The organism is Achromobacter sp. MFA1 R4 (assembly GCF_900156745.1).
Classification (GTDB): domain Bacteria; phylum Pseudomonadota; class Gammaproteobacteria; order Burkholderiales; family Burkholderiaceae_B; genus Achromobacter.
The window spans coordinates 2,429,630-2,448,832 of sequence record NZ_LT707065.1; the positions used below are offsets into that span (position 1 = coordinate 2,429,630).

The window sequence follows — 19,203 nt, forward strand, 5'->3', positions numbered from 1 at the left end:
TTGAAACCCAAAAAAGCGATCCCATACTGGGATTGAAGCGATCAGACCTGCGGTCGTGATTGTGGCGATTGCCTAGTGTCTGTATCGGTCCCTTTTTTCATTCGAGGAGACCCTTATGAGCAACTTTCCATTCAGCGACAGCGGCTTTGCGACCGCGTTCGACGCCATCCAGGAACACATGGGCCGCGTGCTGCGCGGCGCGGGCGTGCCCGCTGCCTTGCGCGCCACGCCGCAGGCCTACTTTCCGCCGGTCAACGTCGGCGTGTCGGGCGACTCCATCGAGGTCGTCGCCTTCGTGCCCGGCATGGAGCCGGACGCCCTGAACGTATCGATCGAAAAAAGCCTGCTCACCATCAGCGGCGAACGCAAGCCGCAGGAGCTGCCCGAGGGCGCCCGTTACTACGCGCGGGAACGCGCCCAGGGCCGTTATACGCGGGTGATCGAACTGCCCGCGGATGCGGACCCCGACAACGTGCAGGCGCGCTACACCGACGGCTGCCTGGCCATTTCCATCAAGCGCAAGGAATCGGCCAAGCCCCGTACCGTCGCCGTCCAGTAACCCCCTAAAACCGCAAAGGAGTATCGATCATGAATGAACGCAAAGACCTGACCGTGCCCGCGGAAGGGGCGGTTTCCGAAAAGCGCGATGCGCGCGGCGTGACCGTGCCGGCCGTGGATATCTACGAAGACAAGGAAGGCATCACCCTGCTGGCGGACCTGCCCGGCGTATCCAAGGAGAGGCTGCGCATCAACGTCGAAGCCGACGTGTTGCAGATCGAGGGCGAAGCGTCGGTGGAGACGCCCAGCGACCTGCGGCTGGTGCTGGGCGAAATGCGCGCGCCGCTCTTTCGCCGGGCATTCCGCCTGGGACAGGAGTTCGATCGCGCGCAGATCAGCGCCAGCCTGAAACAGGGCCTGCTCACGCTGCGCATCCCGCGCGTGCGCGAGGCGCAGCCGCGGCAAATTCCCGTCGTGGCGGGCTGAGCCCGGAGCGGGGCGCCGCGAGGCGGCGCCCCTGACCCGTCCTGCCATAGGTTGACACCTACGGCACGGTATCCGTAGCAGGCTACGGACTGAACACCCGATGAACTTCATCGGGTGTTTTGCATTGTAGGGACAGGTGCGGTCGCTCGGTGTTGTAGATATCGACGGACTGCTTGACCATGAGCCGGGCTTGGGCCAGATCAGCGGGCCTGTGGAGCAACAACTCTCCCTTCAGGATGCCGTTGACCCGTTCTGCCAAGGCATTCTGGTAGCAGTCGTAGCCGTCAGTCATTGAGCAACGGATGCCGTGCCGCGCGTGCAGGCGCTGGTAGTACGTTGAGCAATACTGGATTCCTCGATCCGAGTGGTGCACCAGCGATTGGCTCGAGCGCCGCGAGCGCAGCGCCATCTCCAGTGCGCGGCGCACCCCCTCGGTTTGCAGATTCTCTGCCACGTGGTACCCCACGATCTTGCGCGAGTAGGCGTCAGTCACCAAGCTCAAGTAGGTGCACCGCTGGGCGGTCGGCAGGTAGGTGATGTCGGCTACCCAGACCTGCTCGGGGCCCGTCGGCACCACTTGGCCTTCGCCTGCCTTGAGCAGGTTCGGGTGGCGTCGGAAGCGGTGATGGCTATCTGTGGTCTTGTGATACGCCCGGCGCGGCCGCACCAGCATCCGGGCGCTGCGCAGGATGTCGAACAGCGCATCGCGCCCGGCCTTGATCCCCGCCTCGCGTAGCGGCTGGCCCAGCACGTGATGCAGCTTGCGCGTACCCAACTTCGGTTGACGTACCCGCAGCGCGGTGACCATTGATACCACTTGGCATGCCTGCTGCTGGCGCTCGCGCTCTTTATGCCTGCTCTTGTAATACGCCTGGCGGCTATGGCCCATGTAACGGCAAGCCCTTGCCACGCTCAGCCCTTGGACGAGCTTTTGCGTGAGGACTTGCCCAAAGGCTTTTTTACGACGCGTACCCCGTAATCCTTCTCCAACACATTGACCACGGCCTCAAACAACTGCGCCTTCTCGCGGGCTTCCTTGAGCTGAATCTCCAGTTCCTTGATCCGCTGCTCGGGGGTAAGCACTTTGCCTTGACGATCCATGTCCACTCCTCTGACCGTCGGCAGGCTCCAGCCGCTTAGTCCCGGCCGACCATGCTTGCGCAGCCACACCAGCACCGTCGACCGACCTTGGATTCCATAGCGGCGCTGAGCCTCTTTGTACGTCAGCTCGCCTTTTTCCACCTGCTCGACAACGGACAGTTTAAAAGCCAGGCTGTAGTCCCGCTGGGTGCGCTTGATCCTTGATTCCAATTGACTCTCCCTTTTTCTCTCAAAAAGGTGTCAACCAATTCCAGGACGGGTCACCCTGCGAAAAAAAGCCGCGGTCGTCGGACCGCGGCTTTTGCGCGAAAGGCAGGGTGACGCCGGGGGCGTCACTCCAGCTTGATGTTCGCCTTCTTGATGACGTCCGCCCAGGCGGCGCGCTCCTGTTCGGAATAGGCCTTGAAGTCCTGGGCCGACATCGGCATGGGAATGACGCCCATGTCCAGCATCTTCTGCGACACCGCCGGCGACTTGAGCGTGGCGTCCAGGTCGGCCGACAGCTTCTTCACCACCGCTTCCGGCAGGCCGGCGGGGCCCACCAGGCCTTGCCAGGCGTACGCCGTGAAGTTGGCCACGCCCTGTTCGGCCATGGTCGGGACGTCCGGCAGCACCGGCACGCGATCCGGCGTGGCGGCAGCCAGCACGCGCAGTTTGCCGGCCTTGACGTTGGGCAGGCCCGAGCCCAGGTCGATGAACATCATGTCCACCTGGCCGCCCAGCAGGTCCTGGATGGCGGGCGCGGCGCCCTTGTACGGCACGTGCAGCACGTTGGCGCCCGTGCGCTGCTTGAAGAGTTCCAGCGCTAGGTGATGCGGCGAGCCCGCGCCGGCCGAAGCCGACGTCAGTTTGCCTGGGTCTTTCTTGGCCGCGGCGATCACCTCTTCGACCGTCTTGTACGGCGAGTTGACGTTCACGGCCAAGAGCAACGGGAACTTGGCGATCCCGCCGATATAGGTGAACTTGGCCGGATCGTAGGACAGCTTGGCGTACAGCGACGAATTGAAGGCCAGCGTGCCCGAGTCGGCCGTGCCGACCAGGTAGCCGTTGGGCTCCGCCTGGGCGATGGCCGTGGCGCCGATGATGGTGCCCGCGCCGGGGCGGTTCTCGACCACGATGGTCTGGCCCAGCGTCTTTTCCAGGCTGCTGGCCACCGTGCGCGCCACCACGTCGGTGCCGCCGCCGGCGGGATAGGGAACGATCCAGCGGATCGGTTGCGTGGGCCAGGATTGGGCGCAGGCCGCGGTGGCGGCCAGCGACAGGGCGGCAAGCGCCAGCAGGCGCTTTGCATGCTTGTGCATGGAGTGTCTCCTCGTGCGGGGTGTCGTGAGCGCGGCGCCCGCGTCGTTGATCGACGTCAACTTTGCGCCGCATTTTTTTGCGTCGCTATTATGCCTTGCGCCTACGCAAAAAGGGGGCCGCGCTTTGGGCCCCGTCAAATGCCCATGCCCGCGCAAGCCGCTTATTGCGGGTCCGGATAGCTGCGTGCGCCGAAAATGGCCGAGCCGATACGCACTTCGGTCGAGCCTTCTTCGATGGCAAGTTCGAAGTCGCCGCTCATGCCCATGGACAGGCGGTCCAGCGATACGCCGGCAATGCGCTCCTGCGCCAGGCGATCGCGCAGTTCGCGCAGCGCGCGAAAGCACGCGCGCACCTGGGCCGGATCCGGAGAATTGATGGCCAGCGTCATCAGCCCCCGCACGTGCAGCGTGGGAAAGTCCGCGGCGATGCGCCGCAGGAAGGGGGCCACGTCTTCGGGCGCCATGCCGTATTTGCTGGGTTCCGGAGAGGTCTTGACCTGCACGAGCACATCCAGGGTCCGGCCCTCGTTTTGCAGGCGGCGGTGCAGGGCCTCGGCCAGTTCGACGCGGTCCAGGGACTGCACTTCCGCGGCGTCGCGGGCGGCATCCTTGGCCTTGTTGGTCTGCAGGTGGCCGATCAGCACCCATTTCAGCCCGTGGCCCGCCAGCGCGACGGCCTTCTGGCGGATCTCCTGCGTCTTGTTCTCGCCGAAACGGGTCAGGCCCAGCGCCATGGCCTCGCGCAGGGCGTCCTCGCCGAAGGTCTTGCTGACGGGCAGCAGGGTCACGCTGTCGGGACGGCGGCCGGCGCGCTCGCAGGCCTCTCGGATGCGTTGCTGGATCCGGGCGAGGCGCCCGGCCATGGTGTCTTCGGCGATCATGCAGCTCTCTGGCAAAAACGGGATGTCCCATAGTGTAGGACGTGCTCCGCACCTCCCGCCACGCGGGCGGTTTCAGGCGCTGGCCGCGCCCGTGACCCTGTCGTTGACCCTGTCAGAGCGGCAGGCTTAGAATTTGCGGAGATTTGTTTATATTTCAAAGTTCTATGCCGTCCGGCGCCGCCCATTCGGGCGACACGTTCCCCCCCTCCTACTCAGCCCTTCCGCCATGTCCAGTGCAGCGCCCGAATACGCCTTTGCCACGCCGTTCCTGAATCCCCCCGCCTCGCCCATCCGATCGCTCATGCCCTACGCCATGCGTCCGGGCACCATTTCATTGGCCGGCGGATATCCGGCGCAGGAGCTGTTCGACGTCGACGGCCTGTCGATCGCGTCCTCCCAGGTCATGGCCCGGCTGGGCACGTGCCTGCAGTACTCCAACATCGACGGCCAGGCCAGCCTGCGGCATGAGTTGGCGCGGCTGTCCGCGGCGCGCGGCCTGGTCTGCAACGCCGACACGGAACTCGCCGTGACGGGCGGATCGCAGCAGGCGCTGGCGCTCCTCACGCGCGTGATGCTGCAGCCCGGCGACCACGCCATCATCGAATCGCCGGCTTTCCCGAATTCCGTGCAGGCCTTGCGCTACACGGGCGCCACGGTGCACACCGTGCCCTCCGGCCCCGACGGCATCGACGTGGATGCGCTGGACGAGCTGGCTGCGCGCGTGAAGCCCAAGATGGTGTGCGTCGTCGCTTCGTTCTCCAATCCCTGCGGCGCCACCATCTCGCGCCAGCGCCGCCTGCGCCTGCTGGAACTGGCCGTCAAGCATCGCTTCCTCCTCGTCGAGGACGATCCCTACAGCGAGCTGCGCTTTGCCGGCGAAGCCGTGCCGCCCATCGCGGCGTTGGCCGAAGGCGAGGCGCGCCACTGGGCCGTGTACCTGGCCAGCATGTCCAAGACCATGGCCCCGGCGCTGCGCATCGGCTGGCTGGTCGCCCCGCCGGAGATCCGCCGCCGCTGCGTCGGCGCCAAGGCCGCCGACGACATGGCGTCCTCGGCCTGGATCCAGGAAATCGTGGCGCAGTACCTGGCCAATGGCCGCTACGACGAACACGTGCCGCGCATCCGCGCCGCCTATGGACTGCGCTGCACGGCCATGGCCGAGGCCCTGGCGCGCGAGCTCGACGGCCGCATCACGTTCAGCAAGCCCGAGGGCGGCATGTTCTTCTGGGCGCGCCTGACGGGCGACGTGGACGCCACGCGCCTGCTGCCGTATGCCATCGAGCATGAAGTGGTCTACGTACCCGGCAAGGCGTTTTACGCCGACGCGGCGCAGGCGGACCTCTACGCCATGCGCATGTCGTTCGCGACCATGAACGAAAGCCAGATCGCGCAGGGCATGGTGCGTCTGGGCCGCGCGCTGGACGCGTGCCAGGCCAACGAGCCGGTGTCCATTTCGCTGGCGGCTTGACCTCGCGCAGCGTCGCGCCTGCCTCGCATTGCTATCCTTCCTGATCATGCCCGCCGGCCCGAGCCGGCGGCGTGGCTGGGCATGCCTCGGCATACCCCGGCATACCTAAATAAGCGCCTGTTATTTGGCGGGGGCGCTTCATGTCGATAAGCTGCTTGCCTCGGCGCGCGTTCGCGCCCGGTAGCAGAACAGGAATCCAGGTCATGAACATTGCAAAAGGGTGGGTAGGCGCGGCGCTGTTGTTGGCGGCGGCGCAGGGCGCTCAGGCGGCGACGCTGGACGTCGTGAAGCAGCGCGGCGCCGTGGCTTGCGGCACGACCACGGGCTTCGCGGGATTCTCCGCGCCCGACGCGCAAGGCAAGTGGCAGGGCCTGGACGTGGACCTGTGCCGCGCGGTGGCCGCGGCGGTCTTCGGCGACGCGGACAAGATCAAGGTGGTGCCGCTCAATTCGCAGCAGCGCTTTACCGCGCTGCAATCCGGCGAGATCGACGTGCTGACGCGCAACACCACCGTGACGCAGCAGCGCGACACGGCGCTGGGCATCATCCACGCCGGCATCAATTTCTACGATGGCCAGGGCTTCCTGGTGCCGAAGTCGCTGGGCGTGAAGAGCGCCAAGGAGATCAACGGCGCCACGATCTGCCTGCAGACCGGCACGTCCAACGAAAACACCCTTGCCGACTGGGCGCGCGCCAACAACGTGACGTACAAGCCCGTCGTCATCGAGACCTTCAACGAAGTGGTCAATGCCTTCGCCTCCGGGCGCTGCGACGTGTTCTCGACGGACGCGTCGGGCCTGGCGTCGATCCGCATCTCCAAGCTGCAGAATCCGGACGACTACGTGGTGCTGCCCGAGATCATCTCCAAGGAGCCGCTGGGGCCTTTCGTTCGCCAGGGCGACGACGCCTGGCTCAACATCGTCCGCTGGTCGCTGTCGGCCATGATCGAAGCCGAAGAGTACGGCGTGACCTCGCGCAACGTCGACGAGCAGACCCGAAGCGCCAACCCCAACATCAAGCGCATTCTGGGCGTGACGCCCGGCAGCGGCGCCAACCTGGGGCTGGATGAAAAATGGGCCTACAACATCGTCAAGCAGGTGGGCAACTACGGCGAAAGCTTCGAGCGCAACGTGGGCGAGGGCAGTCCGCTCAAGATCAAGCGCGGCCTGAATGCGCAATGGACGCAGGGCGGATTGATGTACGCGCTGCCGATCCGCTGACGAACCCGGGGCGTTTCGTTTTGCCTATCCGCGCCGATAAACCTGCGCGATCTTCACGAAGGCGGCGCGCAGTTCCCGCGTGCCGCCCTGGAAGATCACCGGTTTGCCGCGGTGCGTGAACACCACCAGCCGCTTTGAAAACACCATGGGCACGAAGCGCGCGTAACGCACGTCTTCCCATGCCACTTCGCGCCGCGTGAACCAGGTCTGGCGCAGGCCGTGTTCGTCGATGGTGGTGATGGACGTCTGCATGTGCCAGGACACAAACAGCAGCGCAACAAAGCACAGCACCACCGCCACCGCCAGCAGCGTATCGAAGGGCTGTGCGGGCGCGCGGATCGCGGTGGTTACGACCTGCACGCCCAGGATCGCCAGCAGCACCCAGGTCAGGATGCGCACCCAGTCCGGCCAGGCCTGGCCCGACAGGGGCAGCGGGCCGATGGCGCGGAGCAGCGCCGGGAGGTCTTCGGGCGCGGGGTCGGCATTGGGCGTGGTCATGCGGACCGGATCAGGCGGCACGCTTGGCGGCGATGGCGTTGCCGGCGCGGCTGGAACCCTTGCGGTTCAGGTGTCCCGACATCCATTGCCCGATGTCGACCACGGCGTCGAAGTCGATACCCGTGTCGATGTCCAGGCCGCGCAGCATGTACAGCACGTCTTCGGTCGCGACGTTGCCGGTGGCGCCCTTTGCGTAGGGGCAGCCGCCCAGGCCGGCCACCGAGGTGTGGAAGATGGAAATGTCCGTCTCCAGCGCCGCGAGGATGTTGGCCAGCGCCTGGCCGTAGGTGTCGTGGAAATGGCCGGACACGCGCGCCGGGTCGACCACGCGGGTCACGGCGGCCATCACTTCGCGCACGCGCTTGGGCGTGCCCACGCCGATGGTGTCGGCCACGTCGATCTCGTCGACCTGCATCGCCAGGTAGCGTTGCGCCACGTCCACCACGGCTTCGACGGGAACTTCGCCCTGGTAGGGGCAGCCCAGCGCGCAGCTGATGCTGCCGCGCACGCGGATGCCGGCCTCGCGGGCGGCCTGGACCACGGGTTCGAAACGCGCGATGGATTCAGCGATGGAACAGTTGATGTTCTTCTGGGAGAAGGCTTCGGACGCCGCGCCGAAGATCACGATTTCGTCCGCGCGGGCGGCCAGTGCGCCTTCGAAGCCCTTCATGTTGGGGGTCAGCACCGAGTAGATGGTGCCGGGGCGGCGCTCGATGCGCGCCATCACGTCTGCGCCGTCGGCCATCTGCGGCACCCATTTGGGCGAGACGAACGAGGCGGCTTCCACGTTGGGAAAGCCCGCGGCGCTCAGGCGGTTGACCAGTTCGACCTTGATGTCGGTGGGGACGAATTCCTTTTCGTTCTGCAGGCCGTCGCGAGGCGACACCTCGACGATCTTTACGCGGGAGGGCAATGCCATGTCTCTTCCTGTTTCGGTATTGGATGACCGGCGCGGCGAGGCCGCGGCGCCATCGCCCATATTAGCGCCATCGCATGCGGCGCCGCTGCGGCCCTAGTGCAAACGCTGGTAGCGGCCATCGTCCAGCCGGGCGATGCGGCCCTGCAATTCCAGGTCGAGCAGTTGCGCCTGCAGCACGGCGGTATCGAGCCCGCATCGCGCCTGGATGGCATCCAGGTGCAGCGGGTCGTAGCCCAGCGCATCCAGCACCGGATGGGCGGCGCGAGGGGGGGACGGCTCGGTGCGCGGGGCCTGCGCCGGCGATGGCCCGCCGCCCAGTTCGTCGGTGATGTCCGCGGCGGTCTCCACCAGCTTGGCGCCCTGGCGGATCAGTGCATGGCAGCCGCGCGACAGCGGCGAATGGATCGAGCCCGGGATGGCGAAGACTTCACGGCCGCTCTCGCCCGCCAGCCGGGCGGTGATGAGCGACCCGCTTTGCTTGGCGGCCTCGACCACCAGGACGCCGCGCGCCAGGCCCGCGACGATGCGGTTGCGCTTGGGAAAGTGCTGGGGCCGCGCGCCGGTGCCCAGGGGCAGTTCGGACACCAGCGCCCCATGCGCCGCGATGCGGTGCGCCAGGTCGCGGTGGCTGGCCGGGTAGACGCGATCGATGCCCGTGCCCATGACCGCCACGGTGCCGGCGCCGTCGGGGCCGGCATCCAGCGCGCCTTCATGCGCGGCGGCGTCGATGCCCAGCGCCAGGCCGCTGACGACGCGCCAGCCGTTCGCCGCCAGGTGCCGGGCAAAGGCGCGCGCGTTTTCCTGTCCGCCCGGCGTGGCATTGCGCGCGCCCACGACCGCCAGGGACGGCCCCTGCAGGAACGCGGGATCGCCCGCCACGTAGAGCAGGATCGGCGGATCGGCGATCGTCAGCAGGCTTTGCGGATAGGTGGGATCGGCCAGGGTCAGGATGTGGCGGCCGGGGGCCTGCACCCATTCCAGCGCGCGCGCCACCTGCTCGGCCATGTCCGCCGGCATGGGCGCCGCCAATTGCCGCGCCAGCGCGTCAGGCACATGGCGCGCAAGCGCCGTGGCGCGTTGCGCGTAGATCTGCTCGGGCAGGCCCAGCGCGCTCAGAAGCATGCAGGCGGTGGCGGAACCGATATTCGGTTCGAGGGACAGCCGCAGCCAGGCGGACAGTTCGTCGGAGGATTGCGTAAGCGGCATGGAACGGGCGCGAGAAAGGCGTCGTGGGTCCGAGAGTGTCGCACGTGCCGGGCAGGCCGGCGGCGGCGGGGTGGATCGATACGCGCGGGACCGGCAAGGCAAGGCGCCGCCTGTGAAAAAAAGCGTGCCGAGGCAATGTCCGCAATCCCCGAATTAGCCGAAAACTATTAGAAATCAATACTCTAATGAATTAAACTCTCGTGTACGCATCACTCTGGCGATCCCCTTTCAATGGCTTTACTTCCCATCCTTCGCTACCCGGACCCGCGCTTGCACAAAAAGGCCAAGCCGGTCGCCGAGGTCGATGACCGCATCCGGCAGCTCGTGCGCGACATGGCGGAAACCATGTACGACGCGCCTGGCGTCGGCCTGGCCGCAACCCAGGTCGACGTGCACGAACGCGTCGTCGTGATCGATGTGTCCGAGGACAGCAATCAACTGCTGACCCTGATCAACCCCGAGATCACCTGGCGCAGCGACGACTACAAGATCTACGAAGAAGGCTGCCTGTCCGTTCCCGGCATCTACGACGAAGTCGAACGCGCCTCGCGCATCCGCTGCAAGGCGCTGGACATCGACGGCAAGCCGTTCGAGTTCGAGGCCGATGGCCTGCTGGCCGTGTGCGTGCAGCACGAGCTGGATCACCTGGAAGGCAAGGTGTTCGTGGAATACCTGTCTAACCTCAAGCAGAACCGCATCAAAACCAAGCTCAAGAAGGCCGAGCGCGAAGCCCTGCGCGCGTAGGTCGGCCCTTAACCCCATGCGCATCGTCTTTGCCGGTACCCCGGAATTCGCCCGTATCGCGTTCGACGCCCTGCGGGCGGCCGGCCACGAAATCCCACTCGTCATGACGCAGCCGGACCGCCCCGCGGGGCGGGGTCTGAAGCTCACGCCCAGCCCGGTCAAGCAGGCGGCCGTGGAGGCGGGCATCCCCGTCGCCCAGCCGCGCAGCCTGCGGCTGGACGGCCGCTATCCCGACGAGGCCGCCGAGGCCCGCCAACTGCTGGAAAGTGTGGCGCCGGACGTGATGGTGGTGGCCGCCTACGGGTTGATCCTGCCGCAATGGGTGCTGGAACTGCCGCGCCTGGGCTGCCTGAACATCCACGCCAGCCTGCTGCCGCGCTGGCGCGGGGCCGCGCCGATTCAGCGCGCCATCGAAGCCGGCGACGCGCGCACCGGCGTCACCATCATGCAGATGGACCAGGGGCTGGATACGGGGGACATGCTGCTCGAACGCATCGTGCCGATTTCGGACGAGACCAACGCGGCGCAGTTGCATGACGCGCTGGCGGTGGCGGGCGGCGAAGCCATCGTCGAGGCGCTGGCCGCGCTGGCCGAAGGTGGCCGTGGCCTGACCCCGCGCAAGCAGCCCGAAGCGGGCGTGACCTACGCGGCCAAGCTGGACAAGGCCGAAGCCGCGCTCGATTGCAGCCAGCCGGCCGCGTTGCTGGCGCGCCGCGTGCGGGCCTTCAATCCCGTGCCCGGCGCCAGCATCCGCCTGCCCGGCCTGCCCGATGCCGTGAAGGTCTGGCGCGCCCAGGCGCTGGACGAGACCGCCACGGCCGCGCCGGGCAGCGTCCTGCGCGCGGACGCGGCAGGGATCGACATCGCCACGGGCCAGGGCGTGCTGCGCCTGCTGGAGCTGCAGAAGGCCGGCGGCAAGCGCCAGCCCGTGGATGTGTTCGTGCGCGGCTGGCAGCCGGCCTGAGCGGTGCCGCCCGCCCGGCTCACCCCTGGCGGGTAGCCGCCAGCAGATCCACGTAGGCGCCCGAGAGCAACTGTTCGGGCGCGACGCCCAGCCCGGCCATCAGCGTGCGGGCTTCTTCCATTCCTGCCTCGACGGTCTCGTCCTCGCGCAGCACGACTTCCAGCTCCAGGAATTCGCCCAGGCCCTCCACCCGGTCCAGGTGGATGCGCGTGCGTCCGGCCATGAATACCGTCCGGTGCTTCCTGACGCGCCCGGTCACGCCATAGGCGTGCGAAAGCGTGTCGCGCAACGCGTCGGGGGCGTCCGTGGGCGCGATGACGTAGAAGCTTTCCTTGGGGCCGGTATCGTCGGCGCGTTGGTAGAAGATCAGCTCGCCCGTGCCGTTCGCAAAGGCGCGCAGCTTCAGCCGCCCGGTCGCGCATGCGAAGAACGTGTCGTCCTGGTCGATGCGGGCGGGCTCCTTGCCGGACAACGCCGCAGCCAGGGGGACGATGGCCTCCAGGCTATCGACCCGCGCCTTGATTTCCACATTGCGCGCCATGCCGGTTTCCTGGTCAGTAGAGTGAACCGGCGACGCGGGCCGGCAGGTCGCGATCGTAGGCGACGCCGTCGAAGGTGCCGGCGGTGAGGTCGGAGAGGATCCGGCCCACGCTGGGCAGCGCGGTGCGCGCGATCTGCGTCTGCGGATCCCACAGGCGCGAGCGCAGCAGCGCCCGGGAACACTGGAAATACACGGTGTGCACGTCGACGATCAGCACGGAGCGCGGCAGTTTGCCGTCCATCTCGAAGCGCGCCAGCAGCGCCGGGTCCACGCTGATGCGCGCCGTGCCATTGACGCGCAGCGTCTCGCCGACGCCTGGCACCAGGAACAGCAGCGCCACGCGCGGATCGGCGATGACGTTGAGCAGGCTGTCCACGCGGTTGTTGCCGCGGCGGTCGGGCAGCAGCAGCGTCTTTTCGTCCTGCACCACCACGAACCCGGCGGGGTCGCCGCGCGGCGAGGCGTCCAGCCCGTCCGGTCCCGCCGTGGCCAGCAGCGCGAAGGGCGCGGCCTCGATGAACGCGCGGTAGTGCGGGTGCACATGGTCCACTTCCTTTTTCAGGGAGGCTTCGCCGGGCGAACCGTAAAGCGCTTGCAGGGCGAGGGCGTCGGTAATCAGATGGGCGGGGTCGATGTGCATGGGTACGGGGCGTTATGCCAGGGCGTTGGAAAGGTCTGCGACCGTCAGGAACAGCTCGTCCGGGCCACGGCCGCGCAGGGCGTCGACATGGTTATAACCCCAGGCCACCGATCCGACCCGCACGCCGGCCTTGCGGGCGGCGTCGATATCGCGCATTTCGTCGCCCACCAGCAGGAAGCGCTCGGGCGCCGTGCCATGCTGCCTGAGCAGGCGGTCGATCTTTGCAGCCTTGCCGAAGAGGTCGGTGCCGCATTCGTAGTCGTCAAACAGCGCCGCGGTGGGCTCGCCCAGCACGCGCTTGACGTTCTCGACGGAATTGGAGCTGACGACCGCCAGCCGCAGGCCGCTCGCCTTCAGGCGGGCCAGCGCTTCCGGGATGCCGTCGAAGAGCTGGACGCTGGGATCGATCTCCTGCATCAGCGTGCGCACGTGCGTCATGATCGCCGGCAGCTTCCATAGCGGAATGTTCAGGTACTTCAGGATTTCGCCGGCATCGCGGCTGCGCAGGGCTTCGCGTTCCGAGGCGTCGATCTTGCGGAAGTGGTATTTGTCCGCGACGGTGTTGAGGATGGTGTTGAACCACGGCATGGTGTCTGCCAAGGTTCCGTCGAAGTCGAATGCAGCAATGTCGTATTTCAATTCTTGCAATCCAGTGCCGGCAGGCTGGGCAGGGGCCGTGCACGCTGGCAGGCGCCCCGCGCAGTCCCTAAACGCCGTGCGGGTGAAGGAGATAGTGCACGACCGGCGCCAGGCCTTCCAGCGGCGGCGCGCCGGCCACCACGCGCGCGGCGCTCGTCCAGGGGTAGTCCAGCGCCAGCAGCCAGCCGAACACGGCCGCCGTGTCGCCGGGCGGCAGGGTCACCATGGTTTCGATCGTGATGGTCAGCCGCTTGGCGCGGTACGGGTCGGGCTGGAATACCCAGTCGTAGCGGCCACAGCCCACGCGCACGTTGCCGGTGGCCTTCTCCGTCATGCCGACCAGCCAGTCGCACTGGTAATCGGGCAGGCGCGCGTCCGCGTCGGGACGCGACAGGAAGAAGGTGTAGACGTTGTCGTAGGTCTGGCCGAACTTGCGCACCAGCGTATCGGTGATGGCGGCCAGGCCGTGCGACTCGGGCGGAAAGGCGATGGCCTGTGTGCGCAGCGCCATCTTCAGCACGGCGTCCGGCGCGAAGGCGCGGGCCATGTAATGCGGGCGGTTCTCGTCCTTGGCGTGAAAATAGTCGCGCAATACGGACTCGGTGCAGGCGGGGAACAACGAATCGGTGGGCATTGCGAGGGCTTCCGTTCAGGTGTCAGGAGTAGGGGTCAGGGCTTTCTGACCGGATCGAACCATTTCGTGATGTTGGGCGGCTCGTAAATGGCATAGCGATCCAGCAGCAAGGCGGGGTCTTCCTCAACCACCAGCATGTCGCGATGCTGGGGACGGATGAATGCTTCTTCCACGGAGTGGTTGATGAATTGCATCAGGGCATCGTAATACCCCGCGATGTTGAGCAATCCGCAGGGCTTCTGGTGCATGTTGAGCTGCGCCCAGGTCCACACCTCGAAAAACTCTTCCAGCGTGCCGGCGCCGCCTGGCAGGGCGACGAAGCCGTCGGCCTTCTCCATCATCATCGCCTTGCGTTCGTGCATGTTCTGCACCATGTGCAGCTCCGTCAGCCCCAGGTGCGCCTGTTCTTTCTTGAGCAGCAGTTCCGGGATCACGCCGATCACGCGGCCGCCGGCGGCCAGCACCTCGTTGGCCACCACGCCCATGATGCCGACCACCGAGCCGCCGTACACCAGGCCCAGGTCGCGCTTGACGAGTTCACGGGCCAGCACACGCGCCTGCTCGACGTAGTCCGGCCGGGTGCCGGGGTTGGAACCGCAATACACGCAGATATTCTTGAGATTCATAAACAAGGGGTCAGAGGGCCGGCCGCGTTACAGATTGCGTCACGCCGCCTTTTCGCGAAGCCGATAGTTTACGCAAGGTTGAGAGGGACCCTTGCCCGGGCGCGGCGCCGTCGAACCCGCGATGCGGGCAATGTTTGGACACAGCATGTTCCGGCACGGCCGGTAGACTGGGGATTGCTAATACGACTGGAAGTCCAGCGTCGTGCTGCTTTCACGGACTATGAGGAGCCTACGATATGGAACAAGCAACCCGCACCCCGCAGCAGGCCAAGCGTCCTTTCGATATGGATGTGCAGGCGATCCGCGCCAAGGCGCGCAAGGACATCGAGTCCGGCGCCATCACCGATACCTATCGGGCTGATCGCGAAACCGTGCTGAAGCTGCTGAACGAAGCGCTGGCCACGGAGGTGGTCTGTGTGCTGCGCTACAAGCGCCACCACTTCATGGCTCGCGGCTTGAACGCCGAGCCCGTCGCCGCGGAATTCGCCGAGCACGCGGCGCAGGAACAGGAACATGCCGACAAGCTGGCCGAGCGCATCGTGCAGCTCGGCGGCGAGCCGAACCTGTCGCCCAAGGGCCTGCTGGAGCGCAGCCACTCGGAATACGTCGAAGGCAATTCGCTGGAAGAGATGATCAAGGAAAACCTGATCGCCGAGCGCATCGCCATCGACAGCTATCGCCAGATGATCGAATACATCGGTGAACAGGATTCCACCACGCGCCGCCTGCTGGAGGAGATCCTGGCGGTGGAAGAGGAACACGCCGACGACCTGTCGGACTTCCTGGCCAAGTCGTGATGAGGCAGTGACCGTCCGCGCGGCCGCTTGAGCCGCCGGTCAAAACGCCGGCCGGCGCGTGTTGACGCGCCGGCCGGCGTTTTTTTTCGAAGTCAGATCGCGTCGGCCCAGAGATCGTATTCGTCGGAATCGGTGACGCGCACGCGCACCATGTCGCCCGCCTTCAGGGGCTGGTCCGAGCTGACGTAGACGCAGCCATCGATTTCCGGCGCGTCGCCCGCGCTGCGGCCCACGGCGCCGTCCTCGTCGACTTCGTCGATCAGCACGTCGATCTCGCGGCCGACCTTGCGCGCCAGGCGCTGCGTCGAGATGGTCTGCTGCAACGCCATGAAGCGTTCCCAGCGGTCCTGCTTGACGTCGTCCGGCACCGGATCGTCCAGCAGATTGGCGGGCGCACCCTCGACCGGCGAATACTGGAAACAGCCCACGCGGTCGAGCTGCGCCTCCTGCATCCAGTCCAGCAGGTACTGGAAGTCTTCCTCGGTTTCGCCGGGAAAACCCACGATGAACGTCGAGCGGATCGTCAGGTCCGGACAGATCTCGCGCCAGCGCTTGATGCGCGCGAGCGTCTTGTCTTCGAAGGCCGGGCGCTTCATCGCCTTCAGGATGCGCGGGCTGGCGTGCTGGAAGGGGATGTCCAGGTAGGGCAGGATCTTGCCCTCGGCCATCAGCGGGATCACCTCGTCCACGTGCGGGTACGGGTACACATAGTGCAGCCGCGTCCACACGCCCATTTCGGACAGGGCCACACAGAGCTCGGTCATGCGCGTCTTGACCGGGCGGCCGTTCCAGAAGCCGCTGCGGTACTTCATGTCCACGCCATACGCGCTGGTGTCCTGCGAGATCACCAGCAGTTCCTTCACGCCCGCCTTCACCAGGCGCTCGGCTTCGTTCAGCACGTCGCCCACCGGACGGCTGACCAGGTCGCCGCGCATCGAGGGGATGATGCAGAAACTGCAACGATGGTTGCAGCCTTCCGAAATCTTCAGATAGGCATAGTGGCGCGGCGTGAGCTTGACGCCCTGCGGCGGCACCAGGTCCACGTACGGGTTGTGGTCCTTGTTGGGCGGCGCGGCGCTGTGCACGGCGCGCACCACCTCTTCATATTGCTGGGGACCGGTCACCGACAGCACGCTGGGATGCACGTCGCGGATCACCGATTCCTCGACGCCCATGCAGCCGGTCACGATGACCTTGCCGTTCTCGGCGATGGCCTCGCCGATGGCTTCCAGCGATTCGGCCTTGGCGCTGTCGATGAACCCACAGGTGTTGACCACGACGACGTCCGCGTCGTTGTATTCGGGCGTGACTTCGTACCCTTCGGTGCGCAGCTGGGTCAGGATGCGTTCGGAGTCGACCAGGGCCTTGGGACAGCCCAGCGACACGAAGCCCACGCGGGGCGCGCGGCCGGGAGCCGCTCCTTGCGCCGCCGTCGCGATCGCGTCCAGGGTCGAGCTGTTGCCGTTGCTGGCGGCGCTGCCGGCGCCTTTGCCGGGCCGGGATCGTTCAAGAATTTCCAATCTGGTTCACCGTAGGTTCGCGCACGGGCATAGGCGGTGCGGCGGGGTAATCGTCAAAGGGTCGGGATCAGGCCGTCGCGTCCTGCGAGGTCAGGTCGCGCAGCGTTTCCGGATACAGCATGGCCACCCGCAGCAATGTCTGCGCGGCGCCCGAGGGGTTGCGCCGGCCTTGCTCCCAATCCTGCAAGGTGCGCACGCTCACGCCCAGCAACGCCGCGAAATCCGCCTGCGGCAGGCCGACGCGATTGCGCGCTTCGCTGATATGCGATGCCTGCCACCGGACGGACCGGGCAGGCTGGACAGCCTTATTCATGACTCAATCAATGGGATGGACGGCGCGGCGATTTCTCCGCCCACCGATTCCAGGCAGACGGGCGCACCGTGGGCGAGGGCGCAGTAGCGCGGGATTATACGGCATTGCCGTAGGCAGGTGAAGCAGGCTCGGCTCGGGCCGCGCTGCCCGGAAGCAGGAACGCCGGTCACCATCTGGGCCATGAGCGTTGCCGGATGATGGCGAATTCGGACGGCGCTGATCGACCTGAGCTTTCTTTTCCATCACATTTGGCCCTACATCTATAGGGGCATTGAAATGAAGGTGGTTGCGCGACGAAAGAGTGGACTGGAAAAATGGCAGGATGGCATCAATAGAGCGGTGGGCGACGTCAAATGGAATGAATGGGACTGCGAAGTACAAAGGGCCGTCAACGAGTACAACCGTCATCTTTCCACCACTCCTGGCTTCAGATCGCTCGATTGGCAGCTCATCAAAGCAATGATTTGGGTCGAGACGGGTGCGGAAAGCAAAAAATGGGCGACCAATCCGATGCAAATCGGAAATCCAGGTGATCCGGGATTGAAAGCACTATTGTCCGGGCGCGAAGGCGGCGATCTGATATTGCCCCTCGCGTGGCAGAAACAATTGTCAATAAGCAGCGCGACGACTGATCCGGTACACAATATTCGGGCCGGAACGGGTTGTTTGTTGATGCGTATCGCCAATTACGCGATGAGGAGCGTTCCCGGCCCTGACTTGGCAATTTATGAAGTGAGGGTGAAGGCGGGCGACAGCATGGCAAAGCTTGCCAAAGCACACGGAAGTACCGAAGAAATCATGCGCAAGCTAAACCCCACCGCTGTGGTTCTTATGCCAGGCCAATATTTGAAGTATCAGCGGGCGTCGATGAAGAAAGTCATTATTGGCTGGAAATTGATCACGACATCAAGCATCGCAACGTACTACAACGTGGGCGATTCCATGTATTCCAGGAAACTTGACTATGCCCTGGCGCTGATCAGGCAGGGAAAGGCAGCCGTATGCGCGCATTAACCGCCTTAATGCTTGGGTTGATGATCGGAAACCTGCCCGGTCCGGCGATGGCTGCCGATGAAATCATGGCGGGCGTTTTCCAAGGAACCGGCAGAGCCTGTTCCGGCGCGCTATTCCTGCGCGCCGGGACCGTCGAGTGGAATTCGACCTATTCAATCTGCAAGCCAACCCAGTACGAGATTCTCGAGAAGAACGCCTCCAATGGCCAGAGGCGTGTGGTCTTGCGCTTGAAGGAGCGGAGCCGGTTGTGCCGTTATTCCGTCGTTGAGCTGGAACAGGCAGGTCGATACAACTGGAATGTGAGCGGTTATCAGTCCCTGGAAGGATTCCGCAACCGGGAGCTGCCGGACTGGAAAAATTCTTCTTTGCCGGACCGCCAAGTATTGTCCTGTCTGATGACAGGGCCAGACTAGCAGAGGGACGACTGCGCGGGCCCAGGGGGCGGCATCAGGGATCGCCGCCCCATCGGGCGCTTGGGGCAAGGTTTATCGGAATTTCCAGCCGGTCTCAGGGCGCCGCCCGCCGGTACAGCGCCAGCGTCCCCGCCAGTCCGATCAGCAGCCCCCCGCAGACCCGGTTCAGCCAGCGCAGGCCGCCTGTCTGGAAGGCGCGCACCATCTGCGCGCCGAGCGCCGCATAGGCCAGCATCGCCGCGATGTTCATCAGCGCCATGACGGCGGCCAGGAGGGCGTATTGGGCGGGCAGGGGCGCGGCGGGATTGATGAATTGGGGCAGGAAGGCCGACATGAAGAGCAGGGCCTTGGGGTTGGTCAGGGCGACGACGAAGCTGCGCAGGCCCAGCGCCAGGCCCGCCGGGCGGGCGTCGCGGGGCGCCTCGGAAGGCAGCGTGAGCGCCGCGTCCGACCGCAGGAGCTTGCAGCCCAGCCACGCCAGATAGGCCGCGCCGGCCCATTTGATGATCTGGAAGGCGACCTCCGAGGCGGCCAGCACCACGCCCAGGCCGCAGGCCACCGCGCCGATCAGGACCAGGTCGGCCAGCACCGCGCCGCCCATGCCCCAGCAGGCCGCCCGCACGCCGTGGCGCGAGCCGTTGCTCATGGCGAGCAGCACGGTGGGGCCGGGCGTGATGATGGTGACGGCCGAAGCCAGGACGAACAGCAGCAGGGTGGCGAGGGTCATGGAGGGCCTCCGGGACAGGGAGCCAGTGTGCCGCGACCGCCGCCGTCCGTCCA

At 66.0% G+C, this 19,203-nt stretch carries 23 protein-coding genes; 9 read left to right on the plus strand and 14 right to left on the minus strand.

Going from position 1 to position 19,203, the window contains the following annotated elements; all coding sequences use genetic code 11:
• Positions 1-115 precede the first annotated feature (115 nt).
• A complete protein-coding gene (locus BXA00_RS11095; protein ID WP_076518540.1) occupies positions 116-559 on the plus strand; it encodes an Hsp20/alpha crystallin family protein in 444 nt (147 codons plus the stop codon).
• A gap of 29 nt (positions 560-588) precedes the next feature.
• Positions 589-984: an Hsp20/alpha crystallin family protein gene (locus BXA00_RS11100; RefSeq protein WP_076518541.1), complete on the plus strand. Its 396-nt coding sequence runs from the start codon at positions 589-591 to the stop codon at positions 982-984.
• Between the two features lie 82 nt (positions 985-1,066).
• Here BXA00_RS11100 and BXA00_RS11105 read toward each other — a convergent pair.
• The 3 genes from BXA00_RS11105 to BXA00_RS11120 form a co-directional block, all read right to left on the minus strand.
• Positions 1,067-2,295, minus strand: a protein-coding gene (locus tag BXA00_RS11105) for an IS3 family transposase (RefSeq protein ID WP_092582907.1) whose coding sequence is annotated in 2 segments (ribosomal slippage) — positions 1,067-1,945 and positions 1,948-2,295 — 1,227 coding nt in all. Because the reading frame shifts where the segments join, the coding sequence is not laid out codon by codon here.
• Positions 2,296-2,417: 122 nt separating this feature from the next.
• On the minus strand, positions 2,418-3,386 hold the full coding sequence (locus tag BXA00_RS11115; protein WP_076518542.1) for a tripartite tricarboxylate transporter substrate binding protein: 969 nt from the start codon (positions 3,384-3,386) through the stop codon (positions 2,418-2,420).
• A gap of 161 nt (positions 3,387-3,547) precedes the next feature.
• Positions 3,548-4,267 (minus strand): YggS family pyridoxal phosphate-dependent enzyme, encoded by a 720-nt coding sequence (locus BXA00_RS11120; RefSeq protein ID WP_076518543.1) that lies wholly within the window; start codon positions 4,265-4,267, stop codon positions 3,548-3,550.
• A gap of 226 nt (positions 4,268-4,493) precedes the next feature.
• Between BXA00_RS11120 and BXA00_RS11125 the strand changes: the two genes are divergently transcribed.
• Complete coding sequence (locus BXA00_RS11125) at positions 4,494-5,735, plus strand: PLP-dependent aminotransferase family protein (RefSeq protein WP_076518544.1); 1,242 nt, start codon at positions 4,494-4,496, stop codon at positions 5,733-5,735.
• A 203-nt stretch (positions 5,736-5,938) separates the two neighbouring features.
• A complete protein-coding gene (locus BXA00_RS11130; RefSeq protein ID WP_076518545.1) occupies positions 5,939-6,955 on the plus strand; it encodes an amino acid ABC transporter substrate-binding protein in 1,017 nt (338 codons plus the stop codon).
• 24 nt (positions 6,956-6,979) lie between these two features.
• Here the strand turns inward: BXA00_RS11130 and BXA00_RS11135 are convergent, their stop codons facing one another.
• From BXA00_RS11135 to dprA, 3 genes are all read right to left on the minus strand, one after another.
• Positions 6,980-7,453, minus strand: coding sequence for a hypothetical protein (locus BXA00_RS11135; RefSeq protein WP_076518546.1), 474 nt, complete (start codon positions 7,451-7,453; stop codon positions 6,980-6,982).
• 10 nt (positions 7,454-7,463) lie between these two features.
• Positions 7,464-8,372, minus strand: coding sequence for a hydroxymethylglutaryl-CoA lyase (locus BXA00_RS11140; RefSeq protein WP_076518547.1), 909 nt, complete (start codon positions 8,370-8,372; stop codon positions 7,464-7,466).
• 93 nt (positions 8,373-8,465) lie between these two features.
• Positions 8,466-9,578 (minus strand): DNA-processing protein DprA, encoded by a 1,113-nt coding sequence (dprA, locus tag BXA00_RS11145; RefSeq protein ID WP_076518548.1) that lies wholly within the window; start codon positions 9,576-9,578, stop codon positions 8,466-8,468.
• 231 nt (positions 9,579-9,809) lie between these two features.
• On the opposite strand from dprA, the gene def reads away from it, so the two are divergent.
• Together def and fmt are read left to right on the plus strand one after the other, a co-directional pair.
• A complete protein-coding gene (def, locus tag BXA00_RS11150; RefSeq protein ID WP_076518549.1) occupies positions 9,810-10,322 on the plus strand; it encodes a peptide deformylase in 513 nt (170 codons plus the stop codon).
• Positions 10,323-10,338: 16 nt separating this feature from the next.
• Entirely contained in the window at positions 10,339-11,286 is a 948-nt protein-coding gene (gene fmt / locus BXA00_RS11155) for a methionyl-tRNA formyltransferase (protein ID WP_076518550.1), read from the plus strand.
• Between the two features lie 19 nt (positions 11,287-11,305).
• On the opposite strand, the gene BXA00_RS11160 is transcribed toward fmt, so the two are convergent.
• The 5 genes from BXA00_RS11160 to BXA00_RS11180 form a co-directional block, all read right to left on the minus strand.
• Complete coding sequence (locus BXA00_RS11160; protein WP_076518551.1) at positions 11,306-11,827, minus strand: class IV adenylate cyclase; 522 nt, start codon at positions 11,825-11,827, stop codon at positions 11,306-11,308.
• A 13-nt stretch (positions 11,828-11,840) separates the two neighbouring features.
• Positions 11,841-12,467, minus strand: a complete 627-nt coding sequence (locus BXA00_RS11165) for a pyridoxamine 5'-phosphate oxidase family protein (protein WP_076518552.1) — start codon at positions 12,465-12,467, stop codon at positions 11,841-11,843.
• A 12-nt stretch (positions 12,468-12,479) separates the two neighbouring features.
• Positions 12,480-13,106 carry an HAD hydrolase-like protein gene (locus BXA00_RS11170; protein ID WP_076518553.1) on the minus strand — a complete coding sequence of 209 codons (627 nt, stop codon included), beginning with the start codon at positions 13,104-13,106 and terminating at the stop codon, positions 12,480-12,482.
• Positions 13,107-13,173: 67 nt separating this feature from the next.
• Entirely contained in the window at positions 13,174-13,740 is a 567-nt protein-coding gene (locus BXA00_RS11175; RefSeq protein WP_076518554.1) for a hypothetical protein, read from the minus strand.
• A 35-nt stretch (positions 13,741-13,775) separates the two neighbouring features.
• Positions 13,776-14,366, minus strand: coding sequence for a TIGR00730 family Rossman fold protein (locus BXA00_RS11180; RefSeq protein ID WP_076518555.1), 591 nt, complete (start codon positions 14,364-14,366; stop codon positions 13,776-13,778).
• Positions 14,367-14,602: 236 nt separating this feature from the next.
• Between BXA00_RS11180 and BXA00_RS11185 the strand changes: the two genes are divergently transcribed.
• A complete protein-coding gene (locus BXA00_RS11185) occupies positions 14,603-15,163 on the plus strand; it encodes a bacterioferritin (protein WP_076518556.1) in 561 nt (186 codons plus the stop codon).
• A 92-nt stretch (positions 15,164-15,255) separates the two neighbouring features.
• Here BXA00_RS11185 and rimO read toward each other — a convergent pair whose 3' ends face one another.
• Together rimO and BXA00_RS11195 are read right to left on the minus strand one after the other, a co-directional pair.
• On the minus strand, positions 15,256-16,602 hold the full coding sequence (gene rimO / locus BXA00_RS11190; RefSeq protein ID WP_076521908.1) for a 30S ribosomal protein S12 methylthiotransferase RimO: 1,347 nt from the start codon (positions 16,600-16,602) through the stop codon (positions 15,256-15,258).
• A gap of 148 nt (positions 16,603-16,750) precedes the next feature.
• Positions 16,751-16,996 (minus strand): DNA-binding transcriptional regulator, encoded by a 246-nt coding sequence (locus tag BXA00_RS11195; protein WP_076518557.1) that lies wholly within the window; start codon positions 16,994-16,996, stop codon positions 16,751-16,753.
• 276 nt (positions 16,997-17,272) lie between these two features.
• Here BXA00_RS11195 and BXA00_RS11200 point away from each other — a divergent pair, with 276 nt between their 5' ends.
• Entirely contained in the window at positions 17,273-18,010 is a 738-nt protein-coding gene (locus BXA00_RS11200) for a LysM domain-containing protein (protein ID WP_076518558.1), read from the plus strand.
• Entirely contained in the window at positions 17,998-18,423 is a 426-nt protein-coding gene (locus BXA00_RS11205; RefSeq protein WP_083714242.1) for a hypothetical protein, read from the plus strand. The genes BXA00_RS11200 and BXA00_RS11205 overlap by 13 nt, the downstream gene beginning before the upstream one ends.
• A 94-nt stretch (positions 18,424-18,517) precedes the next feature.
• Here BXA00_RS11205 and BXA00_RS11210 read toward each other — a convergent pair whose 3' ends face one another.
• Positions 18,518-19,150, minus strand: a complete 633-nt coding sequence (locus BXA00_RS11210; protein WP_076518560.1) for a LysE family translocator — start codon at positions 19,148-19,150, stop codon at positions 18,518-18,520.
• Between the last annotated feature and the right edge of the window lie 53 nt (positions 19,151-19,203).

Coding starts and splice junctions, on each gene's coding strand:
- BXA00_RS11095 (WP_076518540.1), top strand. CDS start 116: ATGAGCAACTTTCCATTCAGCGACAGCGGCTTTGCGACCGCGTTCGAC.
- BXA00_RS11100 (WP_076518541.1), top strand. CDS start 589: ATGAATGAACGCAAAGACCTGACCGTGCCCGCGGAAGGGGCGGTTTCC.
- BXA00_RS11115 (WP_076518542.1), bottom strand. CDS start 3,386: ATGCACAAGCATGCAAAGCGCCTGCTGGCGCTTGCCGCCCTGTCGCTG.
- BXA00_RS11120 (WP_076518543.1), bottom strand. CDS start 4,267: ATGATCGCCGAAGACACCATGGCCGGGCGCCTCGCCCGGATCCAGCAA.
- BXA00_RS11125 (WP_076518544.1), top strand. CDS start 4,494: ATGTCCAGTGCAGCGCCCGAATACGCCTTTGCCACGCCGTTCCTGAAT.
- BXA00_RS11130 (WP_076518545.1), top strand. CDS start 5,939: ATGAACATTGCAAAAGGGTGGGTAGGCGCGGCGCTGTTGTTGGCGGCG.
- BXA00_RS11135 (WP_076518546.1), bottom strand. CDS start 7,453: ATGACCACGCCCAATGCCGACCCCGCGCCCGAAGACCTCCCGGCGCTG.
- BXA00_RS11140 (WP_076518547.1), bottom strand. CDS start 8,372: ATGGCATTGCCCTCCCGCGTAAAGATCGTCGAGGTGTCGCCTCGCGAC.
- dprA (WP_076518548.1), bottom strand. CDS start 9,578: ATGCCGCTTACGCAATCCTCCGACGAACTGTCCGCCTGGCTGCGGCTG.
- def (WP_076518549.1), top strand. CDS start 9,810: ATGGCTTTACTTCCCATCCTTCGCTACCCGGACCCGCGCTTGCACAAA.
- fmt (WP_076518550.1), top strand. CDS start 10,339: ATGCGCATCGTCTTTGCCGGTACCCCGGAATTCGCCCGTATCGCGTTC.
- BXA00_RS11160 (WP_076518551.1), bottom strand. CDS start 11,827: ATGGCGCGCAATGTGGAAATCAAGGCGCGGGTCGATAGCCTGGAGGCC.
- BXA00_RS11165 (WP_076518552.1), bottom strand. CDS start 12,467: ATGCACATCGACCCCGCCCATCTGATTACCGACGCCCTCGCCCTGCAA.
- BXA00_RS11175 (WP_076518554.1), bottom strand. CDS start 13,740: ATGCCCACCGATTCGTTGTTCCCCGCCTGCACCGAGTCCGTATTGCGC.
- BXA00_RS11180 (WP_076518555.1), bottom strand. CDS start 14,366: ATGAATCTCAAGAATATCTGCGTGTATTGCGGTTCCAACCCCGGCACC.
- BXA00_RS11185 (WP_076518556.1), top strand. CDS start 14,603: ATGGAACAAGCAACCCGCACCCCGCAGCAGGCCAAGCGTCCTTTCGAT.
- BXA00_RS11195 (WP_076518557.1), bottom strand. CDS start 16,996: ATGAATAAGGCTGTCCAGCCTGCCCGGTCCGTCCGGTGGCAGGCATCG.
- BXA00_RS11200 (WP_076518558.1), top strand. CDS start 17,273: ATGAAGGTGGTTGCGCGACGAAAGAGTGGACTGGAAAAATGGCAGGAT.
- BXA00_RS11205 (WP_083714242.1), top strand. CDS start 17,998: ATGCGCGCATTAACCGCCTTAATGCTTGGGTTGATGATCGGAAACCTG.
- BXA00_RS11210 (WP_076518560.1), bottom strand. CDS start 19,150: ATGACCCTCGCCACCCTGCTGCTGTTCGTCCTGGCTTCGGCCGTCACC.